This window comes from Tardiphaga sp. OK246 (assembly GCF_900188215.1).
Taxonomy (GTDB): Bacteria; Pseudomonadota; Alphaproteobacteria; order Rhizobiales; family Xanthobacteraceae; genus Tardiphaga; species Tardiphaga robiniae.
The window spans coordinates 94,862-115,964 of the sequence record NZ_FZOX01000007.1; the positions used below are offsets into that span (position 1 = coordinate 94,862).

Sequence of the window (21,103 nt, forward strand, 5' to 3'; positions counted from 1 at the left end):
CATAGACGAGCCGATGCGGTTGATCGAACCACAGGGAGGACACTTGACCATGCAGCATGACTGGAAAGTTCTGCGAGTGACTTTGCTCGCCGGCGTTGTCGTAGCGCTTACGTCCACCGCAAGCCACGCGCAGAAAAAATACGATACTGGCGCCACCGATACCGAGATCAAGATCGGCAACATCATGCCGTATAGTGGCCCGGCGTCCTCCTACGCGACGATCGGAAAAACCGAGGCCGCCTATTTCAAGATGATCAACGAGAAGGGCGGCATCAATGGCCGCAAGATCACCTTCATCAGCTATGACGACGGCTACAGCCCGCCGAAGACGGTGGAGCAAGCGCGCAAGCTGGTCGAGAATGACGAAGTGCTGTTCATCATGAATCCGCTGGGCACGCCGGGAAATACGGCGATCCAGAAATATATGAACACCAAGAAGGTGCCGCAGCTATTCGTCTCGACGGGCGCCGCGAAATGGGCCGATCCGAAGAACTTCCCTTGGACCATGGGCTGGCAGCCGAGCTACCAGGCCGAGGCGCGCATCTACGCGCAATACATCATGAAAAATCATCCCGGCAAGAAAGTCGGCGTGCTCTATGCCAATGGCGACTTCGGCAAGGATTACATCATCGGACTGCACGAAGGCTTCGGCGACAAGGTCAAAGATTACATCGTCTCCGAGGTGCCTTACGAGACGGCGTCACCGACGGTGGATTCACAGATCGTGCAGATCAAGGCAGCCAATCCGGATGTCTTCATCAACATCGCCACGCCAAAATTCGCTGCACAGGCGATCAAGAAGGTCGGCGAAATGGGCTGGAAGCCCGTTCACATCGTCACCAATGTCTCGGCATCTGTCGGCAGCGTGATGAAGCCCGCGGGCTATGCCAACTCGCAGGACGTGCTCAGCGCGGCCTATATGAAGGATCCCAAGGATCCAACATGGAAGAACGATCCCGGCATGCTGGAATGGTCGGCCTTCATGGACAAGTACTATCCCGAAGGCGACAAGGAAGACGGCGCCACCGTGTTCGGCTACGGCGTCTCGCAGGGCATCGTCCAGGTGCTCAAGCAATGCGGCGACGACCTCACGCGCGAAAACATCATGAAGCAGGCGGCGAGCTTGAACATGGAGATCGGCATCTATCTGCCGGGCACCAAGATCAAGACCAGCCCGACCGACTTCAGCCCGCTGGAGCAGCTTCAGATGCAGCGGTTCAAGGGCGAAAGCTGGGAGCTGTTCGGCCCGCTGATGTCCGGCGAGAAGAACTCGTAAGCAATACGCTCCGGCGTCCCCTCTCCTGAGCCAGAGGGGACGCACGCGTGCTGAGCCACGCGCTCTCGTTGCTGGCCCGCTCTTCTCAATCGTGCATACTCGACGCAAGCCGCGGCGATCGATGGTCCACCCAGATGGACCGCACCGCGGAAATGCAAGACGTCAGAGGAAACGATGCTCAGGATACTGCCCCGGGGAATGACTCTCGCTTTTGCCGCGCTCATGCTCGGCGTGCTGGCCACGCCATCTCACGCGCAGAAGAAATACGATCCGGGCGCCAGCGATACCGAGATCAAGGTCGGCAACATCATGCCCTATAGCGGACCGGCATCGTCCTATGCCTCGATCGGAAAATCCGAAGCGGCGTATTTCAGGATGCTGAACGATCAGGGCGGCATCAACGGCCGCAAGATCACTTTCATCAGCTATGACGATGCCTACTCGCCGCCAAAGACGGTGGAACAGGCGCGCAAGCTGGTCGAGAGCGACGAAGTGCTGCTGCTGTTTAATCCCTTGGGCACCGCGACGAATTCCGCGATCCAGAAATACATGAACATCAAGAAGGTGCCGCATCTGTTCGTGTCGTCGGGCGCCTCGAAATGGGCCGACCCAAAGCACTTCCCGTGGACCATGGGCTGGTCGCCCAGCTACCACAATGAGGGGCGCATCTGGGCCGCTTGGATTCTGAAGAACCATCCCGATGCGAGGATCGGCGTGCTGTTCCAGAACGACGACATGGGGAAGGACTATTTCAGCGGCGTACGCGAAGGACTCGGCGACAAGGCCGACAAGATGATCACGGTACAGGCGAGCTTCGAGACCAGCTCACCGACAGTAGATTCGCAGATCGTCCAGATCAGGACCGCCAATCCCGATGTATTCCTGAACATCGCCTCGCCCAAGTTCGCCGCGCAGGCGATCAAGAAGGTGGCCGAGCTGAACTGGAAGCCGGTGCAGATGCTGGTCAACGTGTCGCAATCGGTCGGCTCGGTGATCAAGCCCGCAGGCTTCGACTATGCGCAGGGCGTGATCAGCGCAGCCTATATGAAGGACCCCACCGATCCGCAGTGGAAGGACGATCCGACCATCAAGGAATGGCTTGCCTTCATGGACAAGTATTATCCCGACGGCGACAAGAACGACATCTACACGCTGTACGGCTTCGGCATCGCGCGCACGCTGGCGCATATCCTGGAGCGATGCGGCGACACGCTCACGCGGGAGAATGTGATGAAGCAGGCCACGAGCCTCGATTATGAGGTCGGCATCTTCCTGCCCGGTACCCGCGTCAAGACCAGCCCAACCGACTACAGCCCGCTGCAGCAGTTGCAGATGATGCGTTTCAAGGGCGAACGCTGGGAACTGTTCGGACCCGTGCTGAGCAGCGAGTAGGACGAGAGCGCCCTATTTCGCGGCATCCTTGGCAGGCGCTGGCGCATCCTTGGCCGCCGGTGCGTCTTTCGCGGCAGCCGGAGCTTCCTTCGCAGCCGGCGCCGGCTTCTTCTGCGCCGCCTGTAGCTCCTCCACCGTCTTCTGCAGGGCAACGACGGTAGCCTTCAGCGCCTCGACCTGACGGTTGGCCGCATCCAGCCGCTGTTGCTGATCAAGCCGCAGCTTGCCCAATGTCTGCTGCAGAAAATTGACATTGCTTTGCAGGCAGCTGGTGCGACGCTCCATGGTCTTTTCGACCGTGCAGATCTCGATTCCCGGCACATCCTGCGCCTGCGCCTTGGCGGCGCCCAAAATGGTCAGCAATGTCATCGCAAGGATTGTTCGGCCGCGCATCGTTTTCCCCATCATGTCCGTCATGCCGCCAAGACCAAGCGGTGCTGGCGCCCGGCTGTCAACCAGGTGTGATGGGAACGAAGAAGATGTCCGCCCGTTCCTTGGACCGGAGCACCTCATGGCGACGCGTGAACGACGGCTGGCCGAATTCGATGGCCAGGGTGATCCTGAGCCTGATCAGGTGGTGCAAGTGTTGTGCGAGGACCACAGCGGCACTTATCAGCTGCCCTTCCCTTGCCAGTTCATTGATGGCGAATGGCGCAATGCCGAGACAGGCAGCATGGTCGAGGCACGCGTGGTCGGATGGCGGCTGCCACGTACAGCGTGAGCGCCGTGTACCTGCTTCAGGGGCGGCGGTGCACTGCGCCGACGAGCGCTTACGCGTACAGATAGCCGACAGGCTTGCCCTCGGTCCGCAGGGGACGGATGTCCTTCTGTGTAATGATCTTGGCCGCCAGGCCGTCGATTTCATCGCGTTGGGTCGGCGTCCAGCTTCGAAGCTGCTCCATGCCTTTCAGCAGGCCAAGCCGGAGGACTTGCGTATTTTCGCCCATCCCGATGAGGCTGGTCGAATTCTTGCCCGCCGTCACCACGTCACCGGCCGCAAGTTCGAACGTCTTTCCGGCACTATCCCTGAATTCCGCCATGCCACGAATGACGCGATAGATGACAACCTCGCCTTTCGCGAAAGAGGCGGCATCCACGGCCGCCGAGGAACTCTTCGGCAAGAGGGACTTGCCATGCGGATCGGTTGCGATGATGTGACCGGTGACAAGATGCCCGCTCGGTGCCTCGATGCCAATATCGCGCACATAGACGGGCGCCGCCGACTTGATGGTGTCATCAGCCAGCAGCTTGAAGAGCGCATCCAGCGCCAGCGGATCCTGAAGCCAGAAGCCTGCATCGTCCGGGCGATCATGCAGCGCATGGGTCCAGGCCATACGTGGCGTCTCGGCTTCGTTGATCTGATCCGGACCCACGATTGTCGGGTTCGGGAAGGTCGTCGGATCGGTTACGAAGGCTTCGAGAAACTTGCCGGAGTAGCCCATGGAGAGGGGATCGGGCACCACCGTCTGCGGTGTCTTCAGGTTCTCCTCCGTGGACAGACCTGACCAGGTGTAGAACAGCTGACGATGCACGATCGCGCTTTGTAGCATCACTGCGCCAGGGCCGACATTGTAGAAGCGCCCATCGTAATCGAAGGTGAACATGCCCGACGTGACCAGCACGAGCTGGAAGCCGCCTGGTGGAAGATGCAGATGGAAGTCGGTAGGGCCCGTGTCTTCGCGATAGATCGGCAGATTGGTCGCGACTTCATGGAGCAGGAAAGTTTCGTTATTGGCGTGAAAGCCTTCATTGGCACGGCTATAGAGTGCCTGCGGGCGATAGGTCGCCTCGTATGTCGTATCCTTGTGCCGATCGATCGCTACGAAATCCCCATGATTCAGGCGGAGAGGATCGCCGTTCGGGTGCTTAAGCCCGGGCCATTTGAGATCGATCGCAGCATGTACATTCATGGGATCCTCCAATGTGTTTAAAAACACCCGGGGACCGAACTGTGATTGGCGCGCAATCGATCGGCAGCCAACGCAATGCGGCTCGCGAGAAATTGCTGCTATGCGAAAATCGCGCCAGCTGGCGTCAAAGGCGTTTTGATACCAATCGCGCTCGTTAGCAGGTGATCTGGCGGCCAAACCGCGCAAATTCCCGGGCAAGCGCTACAAATTCTGGATACAAGTTGAGCACGCCCTGCCCGATCCGTAAGCCGGCATGGCGTTGCCGAACTATCAATCAGTACTCAACCTCGAGCTCTTCGATATCGGTAGGCTCCTGCCTGGCCGCGGCAATCCATTCCTGCATTTCGGGCAGGTTCATCACCATGCTGGCATAGGCTGATAGCTGCGGATCGAGCTTGACGTCATAGGTCGCGAAGCGCGTCACCACCGGCGCATACATGGCGTCCGCCATGCTGCGGGTGCCGAACAGGAAAGGGCCGCCGGACTTCGACAGACACTCGCGCCAGATTGTGCAGATCCGGTCGATATCGGCTTGCGCGCGCGACCAGACCTTGAAGTTCGGAAAATGCCCCTTGATGTTGACCGGCAGCGACGCTCGCAATGTCGTGAAGCCGGAATGGACTTCGCCCGAAATCGAGCGGCAATGCGCCCGCAGGATGCGGTCCGCCGGCAATAGCTTTGCTTCCGGCATGATCTCGTTGAGATATTCGGCGATTGCCAGCGTATCCCAGACCACCGCCCCTTCATGGCGCAGGCAGGGCACCAGGATCGATGAAGACAGCAACAGGATCTCAGCCTTGGCGGAGGCATCGTCCGGCGCCGTAACGACTTCGTCGAACTCAAGGCCTGAGAATTTTGTCAGCAGCCACCCTCGCAATGACCACGACGAGTAGTTCTTGCTGCTGATGGTGAGTGTTGCGTTGGCCATGACCTATCCCCTTACGCCCGAACCCAGGCAGCCCGTCAGCCCTCGGGGTAACCGGTTCCCGGCTGCCCATTGCTTGTGCTGCTTTAATTTTATTCAGCAAACCACGTGCCAGTTTTTCCAGACGAATTGACTCTTCTCTGGCTTCAATATTGCATAGCAACAAAGCAGGGATAGCTCCGGATGATGTCAATGATGTATCAGGCCTACCAGAATCACATGGATCTGACAGCACCTTGGCGCACCGGTGCGTCTGCCGCATTGAAGTACCTCAATCTCGTCCCGGCCGGCACCTCCGAGAAACTGTTCGGTCGCCTCGCGGCAGCACTTGAGCTGATCTCGCGCTCCGCCCTCACCTATCATCGGCCCGAATTCGATATCGGCAAGGTGATGGTCGGTAACAGCGAGCATGAGGTGACGGAAGAAGTCACCTTCAAGACGCCATTCGGATCGCTACTACACTTCAAGAAAGAGAATGCACCGGAGCAGCCGCGCATGCTGCTGGTGGCGCCGATGTCCGGCCACTTCGCGACGCTGCTGCGCGGCACTGTGAAGACCCTGCTGCAGGATCATGACGTCTATATCACAGACTGGCATAACCCCCGCGACATACCGCTCAATCAGGGCAAGTTCGGCCTCGACGAATACACCGAGCACCTGATCACATTCATGAACGAGCTCGGCCCGCGTTCGCACATGGTCGCGATTTGCCAGCCATCCGTGTCGGCGCTAGCTGCAGCAGCTATCATGTCGGAAGACAATCACCCCGCCCGCCCGGCAAGCCTGACGCTAATGGCGGGCCCGATCGATACGCGCATTCAGCCGACCAAGGTCAACGAGTTCGCCAAGAGCAAGCCGTTGAAGTGGTTCGAAGAGAACATGATCAACTACGTGCCGTTCCAGTGCAAAGGCGCGTTCCGGCAGGTCTATCCCGGCTTTATTCAGTTGACTGCATTCGTCTCGATGAATCTCGAGCGGCACATCAAGTCACATGTCGATCTCGCCAATCATCTCGCCAAGGGCGAGACCGAGAAGGCGGAAATCATCAAGACGTTCTATGATGAATATTTCGCCGTGATGGATCTGCCGGGAGAGTTCTATATCGACACCATCCGCGACGTGTTCCAGGAGCATCTGTTGCCGCAAGGCAAGCTGACCTACAAGGGCCGGACCGTGAACTGCGCATCGATCAAGCGCATGGGGCTGATGACGGTCGAGGGCGAGAAGGATGATATCTGCTCGATCGGCCAAACTCTAGCAGCCCAGGATCTCTGCACCGGCGTGCGAGCCTATCGCAAAGTCCATCACATGCAGGCCGGTGTCGGCCACTACGGTGTATTCAGCGGACGCCGTTGGAACAACGAGATCTACCCGCTGCTGCGGGATTTTGTTCACGTGAATTCGTGAAACCCTGCGTTGTATACAAATAGTCGGGCGCTTCACCCAAATTGGTGACGCGGATGTCGCAGGAATAACCTACGTCGATACCGGGAATTGTTTCGCCGCTGCTTCAGCAGCATAGCAGCGGTTTCTTATTACCGCTTCGGCGGACCGTGTATTGACGACTGCACGATTTTTCACCGGACATACTTACGCATCAAGGCCGGCCATCGTGCCGGCCTTTTTCGTGGATTTTTCAGGCGTCCCGGTCCGGGATCAATTGAACTCGCGGCTGGCCCAGAAGCCGAACCAGGTCCACCTGCCGCTCGACGCCGGTTTTCAAGAAGACGGATTTCAGCTGGGTCCGCACGGTGTTCAAGCTGACGCTCTGCATTTTCGAGATGGCGGTGACTGAGTTGCCATCGATTAAAAGGCTGGTGATCCGCGCTTCAGCCGGCGTCAAATCGAACAAGGCCTGCAGAAGCTCCGGACCCGGGCTGCGCTGCTGGTGGGTGATCGGCGTCAGGAGCAGGATCGACATAGCGCCCGCAAAAACATCGAGGCCAGCCAGACGGAGGGGCAGCACATGCGCGATCAAGGGTGGGCTGTGCTCAGTCCCAGAAATTGGAATTGAACGGCCCGTTTTCGACAGAGATAAGGGCTTGCTCAGCGCCTCGATAAACATGGTCTGAGCGACCTGCGAGGCGAACTGCACCTGATCCTGCGCGCCAATGCCGACAATCGTCGTGCTGGAAATGAACCCAGGATTGGCCGCGATAACGCGCCCCTCCTGACTGACCGCGCTCGCGGGAAGGCCAATCATCTGAAGTGTCGCAACCGCCGTGCGGGCACGTTCGAAGCCCAGACGACCAGACAACACCGCCGCACGGGCCAGATGAGGCCGGAGGCCATCCAGTTGATCCGCCACAGCGCGTTCAACCGGCCCCTTGGCGTAAGCCTTCTCTACCGAAATCACGAGCGTATCACCGGAGGGAGACCGTACCGAGGTACCGGCGCACCAGCCGAGACCCGCCGGCCGGAGAATGTCCCGATAGAAGCTCTCATTGTCGAGTTCTTCCATCGTGAACCGGTCCAGGTCCGTCAGAAACCACGGCTCGTTTTCCGCGATTAGTCTGGCGCTTCGTGGATTCTTGGTCGCATAGGGACTCTTGGTCCAACGATCGATCCGCTCGCGAATTCTCTCAGATGACGTCCACCGCGGAATGCCAGGCGCGGATGCGAAAATCATCGCACCTTCGGCATCTGCCATCTCCGCCAGGCGATCGAACACCTGCGGCCAACGCTCCGGCAAAACTCCCGCTTCATAAATCTCGTCGACGAGCGTTTCAAAATTCACGGATGTATCCAGCAAAACGGTTTCCGGCGGCTCGCGTCTCGGTCATCACGGTCAGAAAGCAGCACCCATCATGCAACACCGCAGACATCGGACAATTCCCGAGACCATTCGGAAATCTGCGACCACGATGCTGATGTGCGCGAAATGCCACTTTCGCCAGCCGCCGTTCAGGAGGCGAATGGTATTCACCGCCTAACTAGACCGGTCTCGCGCTGCTCGCCAGTGTCAAGCGAGAGGTTTTATGCCAGAGGCGCTTTTGCCGGCGGCAACTCCCGCGGCAAAATCAGTGCAGCGACGATCACCAGCGCCGACAAGGCGGCAAAGGCGTGCAACATCATGATGAAGCCACCCTGCTCGTACAACCACGCGACAAGCCCGACCGAGGCTCCCGCTGCGGTAAAGCCAACGAAATAACGCACGGCATAGGCGCGCGAGCGCCACTCCTCGCTTGTATACTTGCCGACAATCGCCTCGTTGACGGTGATCTGCCCGAACAGACCAATGATGATTCCGATCGCGACGACAATCAGTGAGATGTTCGACTGCGACGCTGCGAAATACAGGAACGGCGCGAGCACCAGCGACAACGGAACGCTCACCGCCTTCAGCGAGTGCTTATCGATCAGCTTGCCGATGTTGTACTGGGTTGCCGCGCCGAAGACGTAAACGCAGGCGGCAATGATGCCAAGCAATGCCGGGCTGTCCGTCATGTCGGACAGACGCTCGGCAAACAGTTTTGGCAGCGCGACGGTGATGGCGTTGAAGACGGTGGAGATCGCGACCACCGTGACCAACAGTGCAAGGATCACGCGCCACATGTCGGACTTCGCGACGCGCGCTTGCGCCGCAGCCTGTTTGAATCCCGAGCGATCTTCATGCGCGACCTCGCGCATGAAGACAACGCCGGCCGCGACGGTGACCAGGCCGGGAATGATGAAGGCCCAGCGCCAGCCGAGGAACTGACCGAGTACGCCGGTGATCAGTGCGGAAGATGCCACGCCGAAATTGCCGAACACGCCGTTAATGCCCATCGCACTGCCGAGCTTGTCGGCATAGGAGACGATCATCGCCGTGCCGACCGGATGATAGATCGACGCGAACAGGCCAACCGAGAACAGCGCCGCACCAAGCTGCAAAGGCGTCTGCACCAGGCCGACAGCCATCATCGACAGACCGATGCCGTAGAAGAAGATCACCATCATATGGCGACGGCTCCAGCGGTCCCCGAGCCAGCCAGTCACCAACGAGCCGGCCCCAAACGCCATGAAGCCCGGCGTCGCATAGGGCAGCAGCTCGGTATAGGTCATATTCATGGCCGGACCCATCACGAGCACCGCTGCCGCAAAGATCAGCATCGCGTAGTGGTCGATGAAATGGGCGACATTAACGAGGGTGATGACCCGGCTGGGGACGTTCATGAATCGATTCCTTGGCAACCTTGGAATGCCGTTATATGAGCTTGCTCTAACGGGATGTTGCCAATGAATGTCGCAGAACCGCCAATCCTGGACTTATCGGAGCGCCGGCGCCCGGCGACGGACGGCGTCCACATCCTGGCGACGCGCTACCGCAAGGGCATCCGGCTGGACACCCATGCCCATCGCGAGGCGCAACTCGTGTTCGCCGCTGCGGGCACTATGCAGGTCACGACTCCGAAGGGCCGTTGGCTGGTGCCACCGGACCGCGCGGTCTGGGTGCCGGCCCACCTGCCCCACGCCATCGACGTGCTGGCCGACATCGAGATGCGTTCGCTGTATTTCAACGTCGACTGGCTGGCGCAGGATCGACGCAATGGCGATCTCGCCGCGGAGTTCGTGGTTCGCGTGTCGCGCCTGTTGCACGAGTCGATCCTGGCGCTATTCGATGGGCGCGATGACGTCACGCGCAATCAGCTGTTGATCGAGATTGCCATGCTCGAGCTGCATCAGGCAGGCGATCCCGCGACCTTCATGCCGCTACCGCAGGAGCCGCGCTGCCGACGCGCGGCGGAGATGGTGCTGACCGATCCGACGCAGACTTACGAGATCGAAACACTGGCGCGCGCCGTCGGCACGTCTGCACGTACACTATCGCGGCTTTTTTCGGCAGAGACGCAATTGAGCTTCAAGAGCTGGTGTCAACGCGCGCGGATCGCAGAGGCGATCGAACGACTGTCGATGAACCGCAACGCCTCGGTGAAGCAGCTCGCTGCCGATCTCGGCTATGCCAGCTTCTCCGCGTTTTCGCACGCGTTCCGGCAAGTGACGGGCAAGAGCCCGACAGAGTTTATCGAGGCGAAGTAGCGCCGCTTAGCGCGGCACCACCGCAGTCGCCTCGATTTCGACGCGCGCAGCGAGTTCAACCAGACGCACGACCTGCACCAGCGCCATGGCCGGATAGTGTGCACCGAAGATCTCGCGATAGGCCTGACCGAGCGCTTTGAGATTGCCGAGATATTCTTCCATATCGACGACATACCAGGTCAGCCGTACGAGATGCTCGGGCTTCGCGCCACCTTCCGCGAGGATGTCGGAAATGTTCTGCAGTGCCTGACGCACCTGCGATACAAAATCCGGCTTCAGCTTCTCCTCGGCGTCCCAGCCAATTACACCACCGGTCACGACGATGCGGCCATCTGCCGTCATGCCGTTGGCATAGCCTTTGGGCTTCGGCCAGCCACTCGGCTGCAATGCGCGCGAAACGGATGCTGCAACATCGCCCTTTGCGTTTGGCACCACGGTCAATGTCGGGCCCTTTGGTGCATTCACCGGGCAATCCTCCCTGAAAGAAACGTCTTCAAACTTATGCGGCAACGGTCGGTGACGCGCCCGCCGCGGCCTGCTGGCGAAGCGCAAAGCGCTTCAGCTTGCCGGTCTCGGTCTTGGGCAGTTGCGTCACGAACTCGATGGCGCGCGGATATTTGTAAGGCGCGATCTCGCGCTTCACGTGGTTCTGCAACTCGGTCGCCAGCGCGTCGCTCCCTGCCTGACCGGGAGCGAGAACGACATAGGCCTTTACGATCATGCCGCGGTCGGCATCGGGGCAACCGACAACGCCGCAATCGACCACGGCTTCATGGGTGAGCAACGCAGCTTCCACGTCGGGGCCGGCAATATTGTAACCCGCCGACACGATCATGTCGTCCGAGCGCGACTGGTACCAGAAGTAGCCGTCCTCATCCATCAGGAACGTATCGCCGGTGATATTCCAGCCGTTCTGCACGAATTTTAGCTGACGCGGATCAGCAAGATACTTGCAGCCGGTCGGGCCCTTCACGGCGAGACGGCCTAGCGTGCCGGGTGCCACTTCGTTGCCTTCGTCGTCCATGATCTTGGCCACATAGCCCGGCACCGGCTTGCCGGTCGAGCCCGGGCGGATTTCTTCCTCAATGGCGCAGATGAAGATGTGCAGCATTTCGGTGCCGCCGATGCCATCCATCAGCTTGATGCCGGTTGCCTTCAGCCATGCATCATAGGTGCCCTTCGGCAGCGTCTCGCCGGCGGAGACGCATTTGCGCAGCGTCGAGAGATCGTACTGGTCGATCTTGCCGAGAATGGCGCGATAGGCGGTGGGCGCGGTGAAGCACACCGTCACCTTGTGCTTGGCAACGGCCACAGGCAGCTCGTCGGGACCAGCCTTCTCAAGCACCACGAAGGACGCGCCAATATGCAGCGGGAACAGTACGCCACCGAAACCGAACGTGAAGGCCAGCGGCGCCGAACCGATGAAGCGATCTTCCGGGCTGGCACGCAACACGTTGCGCGCAAAGCCATCGCACACCGCAAGCATGTCGCGGTGGAAATGCATGGTGCCCTTCGGGTCGCCCGTCGTGCCCGAAGTGAAGGCGATCAGGCAGATATCATCCGAAGCCGTATCGACAGCGGTGAATTCCGGGCTCGCCTCGGCGATCATCTTGTCGAGTTCGGCTTCGCCGGTGCCCCAATAGACAACGCGCTTGAGTTCGGGCGAAACCGCCTTGGCCTTCTCCATCTCGTCCGACAGCTTGCTGTCGCATAACGCCAGCGAGATCTTCGCCTTCTGCAGCGGATAGGACAGTTCCTTGGCGCGCAGCAGCGGCATGGTCGACACGCAGACGCCGCCGGCCTTGATGATGGCGAGATAGGTCGCAACCATCATCGGATTGTTGGCGGAACGCAGCAGCACGCGGCCACCGGTGACAAGGCCGAGCTTGTTGACCAGCACGTTGCTGATCTTGTTCACGAGCTCATACAGCTCGCGATAGCTGTAGCTCTCGTTCAGCCCGATCATGCACGGCGCATCGCCGCGCCCTTCTGCGACCCAGCGATCGAGAAACGGCACCACGCAATTGATGCGCGGCGGATAATGAAATTCGGGCCGGGTGAACAGAAACTCCGGTAGCTGTTCCGGCGGGGGCATATTGTCCCGCGCAAACGTATCAACATGCGCCGTATAAGGCTTTGTCAGCTGAGTATCAGCGGCCATTGCAATGCTCCCGTCACGTCAGATGCCCGGCAACGTCATCCAAATATCATTTTAGACTTAAAACAGTTTTCCGCAACTGCGGAGTCTTGGGGCACGCCGAAATTTTCGGCTGACAACGTCGATTTGCGCGGATTGTTTAGGCAAGTCAGCCTAAAGCGTGGCCAGCGCCTTTAGCCGCAGCACCATGGCGGACTGCGGATCGGCCAGCGGTGCGACGGCGGTAAAATGATTTGCGCCGGGAAGCGCCTCGAAGCGCGCGGGAATATGGGCACCCCAGGCATCGACGATGCTTTGGCTCTGCCGCAAATACTCGACGCCCTCGTTGCCGCCAACCACGGCATCGAGAGATCCGTGCGAAGGCGCCGGCCAGAACAACGGACTGACCTCACGGGCGCCGGCATCATTCAAATGCAATGCATTGTTGATGGACGTTGGCACCAGCGGCGCCAGATCGAACAACCCGGAGATCGCATAGGCGCCGACAATCAGGTCCTGCGGCAGCGCGGCATCGAGCGCGCGCCAATCCGTCGCCAGCATGCAGGCGGCGAGATGACCGCCCGCCGAATGGCCCGACACGACGAGCCGCCTGCCGAGCTTCGCCAGCTCGCGGGTCGCCGCACGCATCTGCGCGATGATATCACCGACCGAGACGTTCGGACACAAATCGTAGCTGGGGATCGCCACGCTGATGCCATGGCCGTTCAGCCCGCGCGCCAGATGGCTGAAGAACGAGGCATCCAGCGCCTGCCAGTAGCCACCGTGAATGAAGACGACAATCGGACCTTTGTCGCCGGCGGGAAAGTAGTCGATCGTGTGCCGTGCGCCTGAGCCATATGGAATGGCCCGCATCTGCACGCCGCTGTCGCGATAGGCTTTGGCGTCCTGTGCCCAGCCGGCGATCAGCGCAGAGCTTTCCGGGACTTTTGCGCGATTGTTGTATTCGGCTTCGAGATCGATCACTGCACTCACCGCGTCGCGTTTACGGAACCTTGCCGTTCGCTGCCTTTTGCGCCGCTTTCTGCGCAGAAGCCTTGGTCTTGGCCAGTAAACGCATCAGTTCGCGGACATCCTTCGGCGCCAGATCCGTGAAGATTTCGGCGATCCAGGTCTCATGCTCTTCGGCCATCTTGCGGAACTCGGCGCGGCCGAGTTTGGTGAGCCGGATCACCTGAACCCGACGATCGGTGTCCGAGGTGCGGCGATCGACGTGGCCGGATTCGACAAGACGCTCGACCAGACCGGTCACGTTGCCGTTCGACACCATCATGCGCTTCGAGACATCCGACAGGGTCATACCGTCGGGCACTTTGTCGAGCTGGGCCATCAGGTCGAAGCGCGGCAGCGTGACATCGAAGCGCTCGCGCAAGCGGCTACGGACTTCGCCCTCGATCAACGTCGTACAAGTCAGGAGCCGCAGCCACAGGCGCAGCTCATCGCCGTGATCATCGGGAAGTTCGACGGCCTTGGTCTCGGAATCGAGAATCATGATGCAATCTTACCTGCTTGAAGCTCCTGCGGCGGCCGAGAGACCGGCAATCCACAATCTCGTACCGCCCCATACCGATCCTTTGACCTTCAAGGAATTTCCGTCCGACCGCAAGCCAAAACGCCGCAGCCTTGACCGCCGTCGATTTTGAATATTTCTTTAAGGTTCAAATAAATTGGCCTACGGTTTGCATAGGGTATTCGGCTGATTTCTGACGCCTGGAAGTCATTTACATTGCTTGCGGCTGCGCCCGTCGTGAGCATAATCTAGGCAAAAGAACAGAATTTGGGTTGGCACGTTTTTCGGCTGCCTGTCGCGGCCGAGTGGAGGAGAAGTTAATGAAGCAGTCTCTCAAATTGGCCGGTTTGGCCGCCCTGATGATGAGCGTTTCGGCCATCCCGGCCATGGCTCAGGAAAAGATCAAGGTTGGCGTGATCGTGTCGCTGTCGGGCGCCGGTGCCGTGCTCGGACAGCAGGCCCGCGACGGCTTCAACCTCGCTGTCAAGGATCTCGGCGGGAAGATGGGCGGCAAGGACGTCGAAGTCATCGTTGTGGATGACGAACTCAAGCCGGACGTCGCCGTCACCAAGGTCAAGGGTCTGCTGGAGCGCGACAAGGTCGACTTCGTGGTCGGTCCGATCTTCTCCAACATCCTGGGCGCGATCCATAAGCCGGTGACCGAGAACAAGACCTTCCTGATCTCTCCGAATGCCGGCCCGTCGAGCTACGCGGGCAAGGAGTGCAATCCGTACTTCTATGTGACGTCGTATCAGAACGACCAGATCCACCAGATCCTCGGTAACGTCGCCCAGAAGCGCGGCTACAAGAAGATCTATCTGATGACCCCGAACTATCAGGCCGGCAAGGACTTCGTCGCCGGCGTGAAGATGGACTTCAAGGGCGAGATTCTCGAAGAGTCTTTCATCCCGCTTGGCACGCTCGACTTCCAGGCCGAGCTCTCCAAGATCGCATCGATGAAGCCTGATGCCGTGCTCACCTTCATGCCGGGCGGCATGGGCGTGAACCTCGTCAAGCAGTACAAGCAGGCCGGCCTGCTCGACCGCATCCCGTTCCTGTCGACCTTTACCGTCGATGAATCGACGCTGCCGGCGCAGCAGGACGCGGCGATCGGCATGTTCGGTGGCTCGAACTGGGCACCGACCCTCGACACTCCGCAGAACAAGAAGTTCGTGGCAGAATACGAGAAGGCCTATAACAGCGTGCCGGCGACCTACGCCTTCCAGTCCTATGACGCGGCCATGCTGATCAATAGCGCCGTCGTTGCCGTGAAGGGCGACCTCTCGGACAAGGCCAAGGTGGCTGCAGCCATGAAGAAGGCCGACTTCCCGTCCATTCGTGGCGGCTTCAAGTTCAGCAACAACGGCTATCCCGTTCAGGACTTCTTCCTGACCAAGGTTGCCAAACGCGCTGACGGCAAGTTCCAGACCGAGATCGTCGAGAAGGTGTTCTCGAACTACGGCGATCGCTACGCCAAGGACTGCGCTGCGCAGTAATCGCCCTGGCGATCACTCATCACCGGGCCGTTGCCGCGAAGGCGGGACGGCCCGGTGTTTTATCGGCCCGTGTTTATCTCAGTATAGAAACCAAGTTATCTGATGACCCTCACGCTTGCCCTCGTCCAGATCCTGAACGGCCTGCAGTTCGGATTGATCCTGTTCCTGATCGCCGCCGGCCTCACGCTGGTGTTCGGCGTCATGGACTTCATCAATCTTGCGCATGGTGTGCAATACATGGTCGGCGCCTATCTGGTCGCCGCCTTCACCGCCATGACCGGAAGTTTCGTCGCCGGCCTCGCACTGGCGCTACCAGCAGCCCTGATTTTCGGGCTCCTGCTGGAGGTCCTGATCTTTCGACATTTGTATGATCGCGACCATCTCGATCAGGTGCTCGCCACCTTTGGGGTCATCATCTTCCTCAATCAGGCCGTGAAATACATCTGGGGCGCTGCGCCGCTAAATGTTGCAATTCCTGACGCGCTGTCGGGCGCGGTCGAGATCACCGACGGCATGCTCTATCCGGTGTGGCGTCTCGTCATCATCGCCGTCGGTCTTGCTGTCGGCCTCGCGCTCTATCTCGTCGTCAACAAGACCAAGCTTGGCATGCTCGTGCGTGCCGGCGCCAGCAACGCTGCCATGGTCTCCGCGCTGGGCGTCAACATCCGCCTGCTGTTCACTATCGTGTTCGGCGTCGGCGCCATGCTTGCGGGCTTCGCCGGCGCCATGGTTGCGCCGATCCTCTCGGTAGAGCCTGGCATGGGCGACAACGTGCTCATTCTTGCTTTCGTGGTGATCGTCATCGGCGGCATCGGCTCGATCCGCGGCGCCTTCATCGCAGCCCTGCTGATCGGTCTCGTCGATACGCTCGGACGTTTCTTCGCACCCACGCTGCTCAAGCTGCTGCTCGATCCCTCGGCAGCCAGCCAGACCGGCCGCGCCATTGCGCCGATGCTGATCTATATCCTGATGGCTGCGGTGCTGTTCTTCCGGCCATCCGGCCTGTTCCCGTCCAAGCAGTAACGGGAGCAGACCATGAACAATCTCGTCGACCTCGACACCCCCGCTTCGCCTACCCTCGCAACGCCGCTGCGTACCAGCCGCGCCTATGTGCTGCCGCTGATCGTTTTCGCGATCTTCGCCCTTGTGCCGCTCTCGGTGCTGTGGGGATCGCAGAGCTTCATCCTGGCGTTGGTCACGCGCATCATGATCCTGGCGCTCGCCGCCATGTCGCTCGATCTGCTGATCGGCTACGGCGCGATGATCTCGTTCGGCCATGCCGCCTATGTCGGCCTCGGCGCCTACAGCGTCGCGATCCTTTCCAGCCACGGAATCACCGATGGCTTCATCCAGCTTGCGGTGGCGCTCGGTGTCTCGCTCATCTTCGCTCTCTTCACCGGCGCGATCTCGTTGCGGACCAAGGGCGTCTATTTCATCATGATTACGCTGGCTTTCGGCCAGATGCTGTTCTTCCTCGGCACTTCGCTGGCTGCCTATGGCGGTGACGACGGGCTGACGCTGGCATCGCGCAGCATGTTCTTCGGCTCGAAATTCCTGAAGAACGATGTGGCGATGTATTATGTCGCCTTCGGCGTGCTGCTGGGCGCCTATCTTCTGCTCCGCGCCCTCGTCGCGTCGCGTTTCGGCCGGGTGCTGCGCGGCATTCGCGAGAATCCCGTGCGCATGGAAGCGATCGGCTTTGCGCCCTATCGTTATCAGCTCACCGCCTACGTCATTGCGGGCATGATCGCCGGCGTGTCCGGGTTTCTGCTTGCCAACCAGACTGAGTTCGTCAGTCCGGCCTATACGGCCTGGCAACGCTCCGGCGACCTGATCTTTGTACTCGTGCTCGGCGGTCTCGGCTCACTGCATGGCGCAATAATCGGCGCGGCGGTGTTCAGCCTGCTGGCGGATATTCTGTCGCATTACACCGAGAACTGGGCGCTGATCTTCGGACCCATTCTCATTCTCGTCGTGCTCTATGCACGCGGGGGCATCACCGGCCTGTTCGGGAGCAAATCATGAGCAGCGCTCCGCTTCAGCTGCAGAACATCTGCAAGAATTACGGCGCGCTGCGTGTCACCGACGATGTGTCGCTGAACATTGAAGCCGGCGAGCTGCACGCCATCATCGGCCCCAACGGCGCCGGCAAGACCACGCTGATCCACCAGATCTCCGGCCACGCGCAATCGGACTCCGGCCGCATTATCTTTGACGGCCAGGACGTCTCGCGTTTGCCAATGGCAGAGCGTGCGCGGATGGGCCTGGTGCGCTCGTTCCAGATCACCTCGATCCTGCCGCGCTTCTCGGCGCTGGAGAATGTCGCCATCGCCGTTCAGGCACGCAGCGGCTCGAGCTTCAGTTTCTTCGGCAATGCATCCAAGGAGCCGGCGCTGAACGACACCGCCATGGCCCTGCTGTCACGCTTCGGCCTCGCTGCTCGCGCAGGCGTGCCGGCCGGGCAGATGTCGCATGGCGAGAAGCGCCAGCTCGAAATCGCCATTGCGCTAGCGGCGAAGCCGAAACTGCTGCTGCTCGACGAACCCCTCGCCGGCACCAGCCACGATGAATCGCAGCGGCTGATCAACACGCTACAGGAGCTGCGCAAGGAGCTTCCCATCGTGCTGATCGAGCACGATATGGACGCCGTGTTCGCACTGGCTGACCGGGTCTCGGTCCTTGTTTACGGCCGCATCATCGCGTCCGGCTCGCCGCAGAGCATTCGTGACAATGCGGAAGTCCGCGCTGCCTATCTCGGCGAGGAGGCTGCCTGATGCTCTCAGTCTCAAATCTCCAGGCGGCTTACGGCGCGGCCAAGGTGCTGTTCGATATCTCGCTCACCATCAATGCCGGTGAAGTCGTTACCCTGCTCGGCCGCAACGGCATGGGCAAGACCACGACCATCAATGCCATCATGGGCCTGATCCATCCGACCGGCGGCACCGTCACCTTCGACGACAAGCCGATGGCAGGCTTGCCGTCCTATCGCATTGCCCAGGCGGGGATTGGCCTCGTACCCGAAGGCCGCCAGATCTTCCCGACGCTCACCGTGGAAGAAAACCTGGTTGCCACCGCCGCCGTGCGGCATCCGCCGGCGCGCTGGACGCTGGACAAGATCTACGAGCTGTTTCCGCGCCTCAAGGAACGCCGCAGCAATCTCGGCACGCAGTTGTCGGGCGGCGAGCAGCAGATGCTGGCCGTCGGCCGCGCGCTGATGACCAACCCGAAGCTGCTCATTCTCGATGAAGCCACCGAAGGCCTCGCCCCGCTCATTCGCCTCGAAATCTGGAATTGCCTGAAGAAGCTCAAGGCCGAGCGTCAGTCCATTCTGGTCATCGACAAGAATGTCGATGCGCTCGCCGGCTTCGCCGATCGTCATGTCGTGATCGAAAAGGGCCGCGTCGTATGGACCGGCACATCCGAGCAACTGAAGAGCGACTCCACTGTGAAGGATCGTTTCCTCCACGTTTGATCAACTGTTTTCGAGTACCACCCGACGCGTCGTAATGCGTGACCCAAGGAAGGACCAACCATGAAGACCGAGATCGCCGGCATCACCCGCGCTAATGAAGGCATGCAGGGCATCACCTGGAACATCCTCGGCCAGACTTATGTGCCGAAGAACTGCACCGAGGATTCGTTCTCGTGGCACGCCACCTTCCCACCCGGCACTTTCGTGCCGCCGCACATCCATCCCGACCAGGATGAGTATCTCTACATCCTCGAAGGCAAGCTCGACTTCTTCCTCGGCGGCTCCGAAACTTCGGCCACGCCGGGCGATCTGGTGCGCCTGCAGCGCGGCATTCCGCACGGCATCTTCAACAAGTCCGATCAGAACGCCAAAGTGCTGTTCTGGGTCTCGCCGAGCCGCCGGCTCTATGACCTGTTCTGGGCGATCCACAACATGAAAGAACAGAAGCCCGAGGACGTGGTGGCGCTCGCCGCCGAATACAACATCCACTTCCTGCCGCCGCCTCCCGGCGCGTAAGGCGCGGCTCTTCGTTCAGCCACATACCATCCTCGACGTCATGGCCGGGCTTGTCCCGGCCATCTACGTCTTAAGCGGCGCCCAAAACGTGGATGCCCGGGACAAGCCCGGGCATGACGAAAGCTAAATTCTCGATTTGCAGCGAGCTATATCAGCCGTTCACCACGGCAAGTCCCGGCGAGGCCGCAAAGCCAGCCTTATGCGCATAGCCCTTCACAATCGCTTCACGCTGCGCGTAGCTCAACACGTTCTCGACATTGTCGAAGCCGTCCGGCGCGATCTGCTCCACGGCATCGATCACGCCTTCCGGACCGCCGCGGCGGTTGGAGCGCACGATCTCCGCGGTCATCGGCAGGCGCTTGCGCTCATAGGCCATCAGCGCCTGGCGCGGATGTTCGGCATGGGCCAGCGAGTCGGCCAGCGCGCGCGCATCGAGGATCGCCTGCGAGGCGCCGTTGGAGCCGACCGGATACATCGGATGTGCGGCGTCGCCGAGGAGCGTGACGCGTCCGCCAGACCAGTACGGCAGCGGATCGCGGTCGCAGCAGGGATACTCCCAGAATTCCGGCGTCGCCGTGATCAGCGCGGGCACGTCGATATGCGGCACATTGAAACGCGCCACATGCGGCATCAATTCGTCGCGCTTGCCGGGGCGTGACCAGTCCTCGCGGCGCGGCGGCAATGTGCCACCCTCGCCGGTCTTCACCAGCACCGCCCAGTTGGTCAGCCGGTTGCCCGGCGTCTCACCTTCGGCAATCGGATAGACCACGACCTTGGCGTGGAGACCGCCGGCGACGATCATCGAGTTGCCGGTGAGGAAAGCCGGCCAGTCGCGCGCACCGCGCCACAGCATCAGGCCATTCCAGACCGGATGTCCCTCGTTCGGGAACAGCGTGCTGCGCACCTTCGAATGGATGCCATCAGCGCCGATCAGGATATCGCCCCGCGCGGTTTCGACATGGTTGTTATTGCGATCGAAGAAATAGGCGGTGACACCACCCTCGTCCTGCGTGAAGTGACCGAGCCGACGACCTGTGTGGATTGCCTCCGTACCAAGGCGCTCTTCGACAGCGCGATGGATTACAGTCTGCAGACGTCCGCGGTGGATCGAGAATTGCGGCACATCATGACCAGCGCCGTAGCCGCGCTGCTCGCGCCAGACTTCCTGACCGTGGCGGTTGAGATAGTGCAGCTCGTCGGTGCGGATCGCGACCGCATCGAGCCGATCAAGCAGGCCGAGACCGGTGAGTTCGCGAATCGCGTGCGGCAGCGTGTTGATGCCGACGCCGAGTTCGCGGATGGTGTCAGCCTGTTCGTAGAGCTCGCAATTGATGCCCCGCGCCCGCAGCATCAAGGCGGCGGTCAAACCGCCAACGCCGCCGCCCACGATGATTGCTTTCATCAGCCCAACTCCACTTTACGCAACGCCCAG

21 protein-coding genes are annotated in these 21,103 nt (G+C 60.4%); 11 read left to right on the forward strand and 10 right to left on the reverse strand.

All coding sequences use genetic code 11. The features are described 5' to 3' along the window. Positions 1-49 precede the first annotated feature (49 nt). Together CHC01_RS26780 and CHC01_RS26785 are read left to right on the forward strand one after the other, a co-directional pair. Complete coding sequence (locus CHC01_RS26780; protein ID WP_089267402.1) at positions 50-1,276, forward strand: ABC transporter substrate-binding protein; 1,227 nt, start codon at positions 50-52, stop codon at positions 1,274-1,276. 198 nt (positions 1,277-1,474) lie between these two features. Beyond that, positions 1,475-2,668, forward strand: a complete 1,194-nt coding sequence (locus tag CHC01_RS26785; RefSeq protein ID WP_244558533.1) for an ABC transporter substrate-binding protein — start codon at positions 1,475-1,477, stop codon at positions 2,666-2,668. Between the two features lie 12 nt (positions 2,669-2,680). On the opposite strand, the gene CHC01_RS26790 is transcribed toward CHC01_RS26785, so the two are convergent. Next, on the reverse strand, positions 2,681-3,061 hold the full coding sequence (locus CHC01_RS26790) for a hypothetical protein (RefSeq protein ID WP_170849791.1): 381 nt from the start codon (positions 3,059-3,061) through the stop codon (positions 2,681-2,683). A gap of 118 nt (positions 3,062-3,179) precedes the next feature. Here CHC01_RS26790 and CHC01_RS26795 point away from each other — a divergent pair, with 118 nt between their 5' ends. Then, on the forward strand, positions 3,180-3,389 hold the full coding sequence (locus CHC01_RS26795; protein ID WP_089267405.1) for a hypothetical protein: 210 nt from the start codon (positions 3,180-3,182) through the stop codon (positions 3,387-3,389). 49 nt (positions 3,390-3,438) lie between these two features. On the opposite strand, the gene CHC01_RS26800 is transcribed toward CHC01_RS26795, so the two are convergent. Both CHC01_RS26800 and CHC01_RS26805 read right to left on the reverse strand, forming a co-directional pair. After that, entirely contained in the window at positions 3,439-4,578 is a 1,140-nt protein-coding gene (locus tag CHC01_RS26800) for a hypothetical protein (RefSeq protein WP_089267406.1), read from the reverse strand. A 274-nt stretch (positions 4,579-4,852) separates the two neighbouring features. Then, positions 4,853-5,506, reverse strand: coding sequence for a glutathione S-transferase family protein (locus CHC01_RS26805; protein WP_089267407.1), 654 nt, complete (start codon positions 5,504-5,506; stop codon positions 4,853-4,855). 180 nt (positions 5,507-5,686) lie between these two features. Between CHC01_RS26805 and CHC01_RS26810 the strand changes: the two genes are divergently transcribed. After that, entirely contained in the window at positions 5,687-6,910 is a 1,224-nt protein-coding gene (locus CHC01_RS26810; RefSeq protein WP_089267408.1) for a polyhydroxyalkanoate depolymerase, read from the forward strand. Between the two features lie 229 nt (positions 6,911-7,139). On the opposite strand, the gene CHC01_RS26815 is transcribed toward CHC01_RS26810, so the two are convergent. Both CHC01_RS26815 and CHC01_RS26820 read right to left on the reverse strand, forming a co-directional pair. After that, a complete protein-coding gene (locus CHC01_RS26815) occupies positions 7,140-8,240 on the reverse strand; it encodes a helix-turn-helix transcriptional regulator (protein ID WP_141137173.1) in 1,101 nt (366 codons plus the stop codon). Positions 8,241-8,479: 239 nt separating this feature from the next. Then, positions 8,480-9,658, reverse strand: coding sequence for an MFS transporter (locus CHC01_RS26820; protein ID WP_089267410.1), 1,179 nt, complete (start codon positions 9,656-9,658; stop codon positions 8,480-8,482). A gap of 63 nt (positions 9,659-9,721) precedes the next feature. Between CHC01_RS26820 and CHC01_RS26825 the strand changes: the two genes are divergently transcribed. Continuing rightward, complete coding sequence (locus tag CHC01_RS26825) at positions 9,722-10,522, forward strand: AraC family transcriptional regulator (RefSeq protein ID WP_244558534.1); 801 nt, start codon at positions 9,722-9,724, stop codon at positions 10,520-10,522. Positions 10,523-10,528: 6 nt separating this feature from the next. Here the strand turns inward: CHC01_RS26825 and CHC01_RS26830 are convergent, their stop codons facing one another. The 4 genes from CHC01_RS26830 to CHC01_RS26845 all read right to left on the reverse strand — a co-directional run bounded on the left by CHC01_RS26830 (position 10,529) and on the right by CHC01_RS26845 (position 14,169). Beyond that, positions 10,529-10,987, reverse strand: a complete 459-nt coding sequence (locus CHC01_RS26830) for a RidA family protein (RefSeq protein WP_089267412.1) — start codon at positions 10,985-10,987, stop codon at positions 10,529-10,531. 34 nt (positions 10,988-11,021) lie between these two features. Next, positions 11,022-12,689 (reverse strand): AMP-binding protein, encoded by a 1,668-nt coding sequence (locus CHC01_RS26835; protein ID WP_502695686.1) that lies wholly within the window; start codon positions 12,687-12,689, stop codon positions 11,022-11,024. A 144-nt stretch (positions 12,690-12,833) separates the two neighbouring features. Next, on the reverse strand, positions 12,834-13,652 hold the full coding sequence (locus CHC01_RS26840) for an alpha/beta hydrolase (RefSeq protein WP_089267414.1): 819 nt from the start codon (positions 13,650-13,652) through the stop codon (positions 12,834-12,836). A gap of 10 nt (positions 13,653-13,662) precedes the next feature. Next, the gene (locus CHC01_RS26845) at positions 13,663-14,169 is read right to left on the reverse strand and encodes a MarR family winged helix-turn-helix transcriptional regulator (protein WP_170849792.1); all 507 of its coding nucleotides are present in this window, start codon (positions 14,167-14,169) and stop codon (positions 13,663-13,665) included. Between the two features lie 338 nt (positions 14,170-14,507). On the opposite strand from CHC01_RS26845, the gene CHC01_RS26850 reads away from it, so the two are divergent. From CHC01_RS26850 to CHC01_RS26875, 6 genes are all read left to right on the forward strand, one after another. Further along, on the forward strand, positions 14,508-15,683 hold the full coding sequence (locus CHC01_RS26850; protein WP_089267580.1) for an ABC transporter substrate-binding protein: 1,176 nt from the start codon (positions 14,508-14,510) through the stop codon (positions 15,681-15,683). Between the two features lie 102 nt (positions 15,684-15,785). Beyond that, positions 15,786-16,706: a branched-chain amino acid ABC transporter permease gene (locus tag CHC01_RS26855; RefSeq protein WP_089267415.1), complete on the forward strand. Its 921-nt coding sequence runs from the start codon at positions 15,786-15,788 to the stop codon at positions 16,704-16,706. Between the two features lie 12 nt (positions 16,707-16,718). Further along, positions 16,719-17,708, forward strand: coding sequence for a branched-chain amino acid ABC transporter permease (locus tag CHC01_RS26860; protein ID WP_089267416.1), 990 nt, complete (start codon positions 16,719-16,721; stop codon positions 17,706-17,708). Further along, positions 17,705-18,457 carry an ABC transporter ATP-binding protein gene (locus CHC01_RS26865; RefSeq protein ID WP_089267417.1) on the forward strand — a complete coding sequence of 251 codons (753 nt, stop codon included), beginning with the start codon at positions 17,705-17,707 and terminating at the stop codon, positions 18,455-18,457. Before CHC01_RS26860 ends, CHC01_RS26865 begins: the two co-directional genes overlap by 4 nt. Then, complete coding sequence (locus tag CHC01_RS26870; protein ID WP_089267418.1) at positions 18,457-19,155, forward strand: ABC transporter ATP-binding protein; 699 nt, start codon at positions 18,457-18,459, stop codon at positions 19,153-19,155. The genes CHC01_RS26865 and CHC01_RS26870 overlap by 1 nt, the downstream gene beginning before the upstream one ends. Positions 19,156-19,215: 60 nt before the next feature. After that, entirely contained in the window at positions 19,216-19,671 is a 456-nt protein-coding gene (locus CHC01_RS26875) for a cupin domain-containing protein (RefSeq protein ID WP_089267419.1), read from the forward strand. Between the two features lie 151 nt (positions 19,672-19,822). On the opposite strand, the gene CHC01_RS26880 is transcribed toward CHC01_RS26875, so the two are convergent. Continuing rightward, positions 19,823-21,073 (reverse strand): flavin-dependent oxidoreductase, encoded by a 1,251-nt coding sequence (locus CHC01_RS26880; protein WP_089267420.1) that lies wholly within the window; start codon positions 21,071-21,073, stop codon positions 19,823-19,825. Between the last annotated feature and the right edge of the window lie 30 nt (positions 21,074-21,103).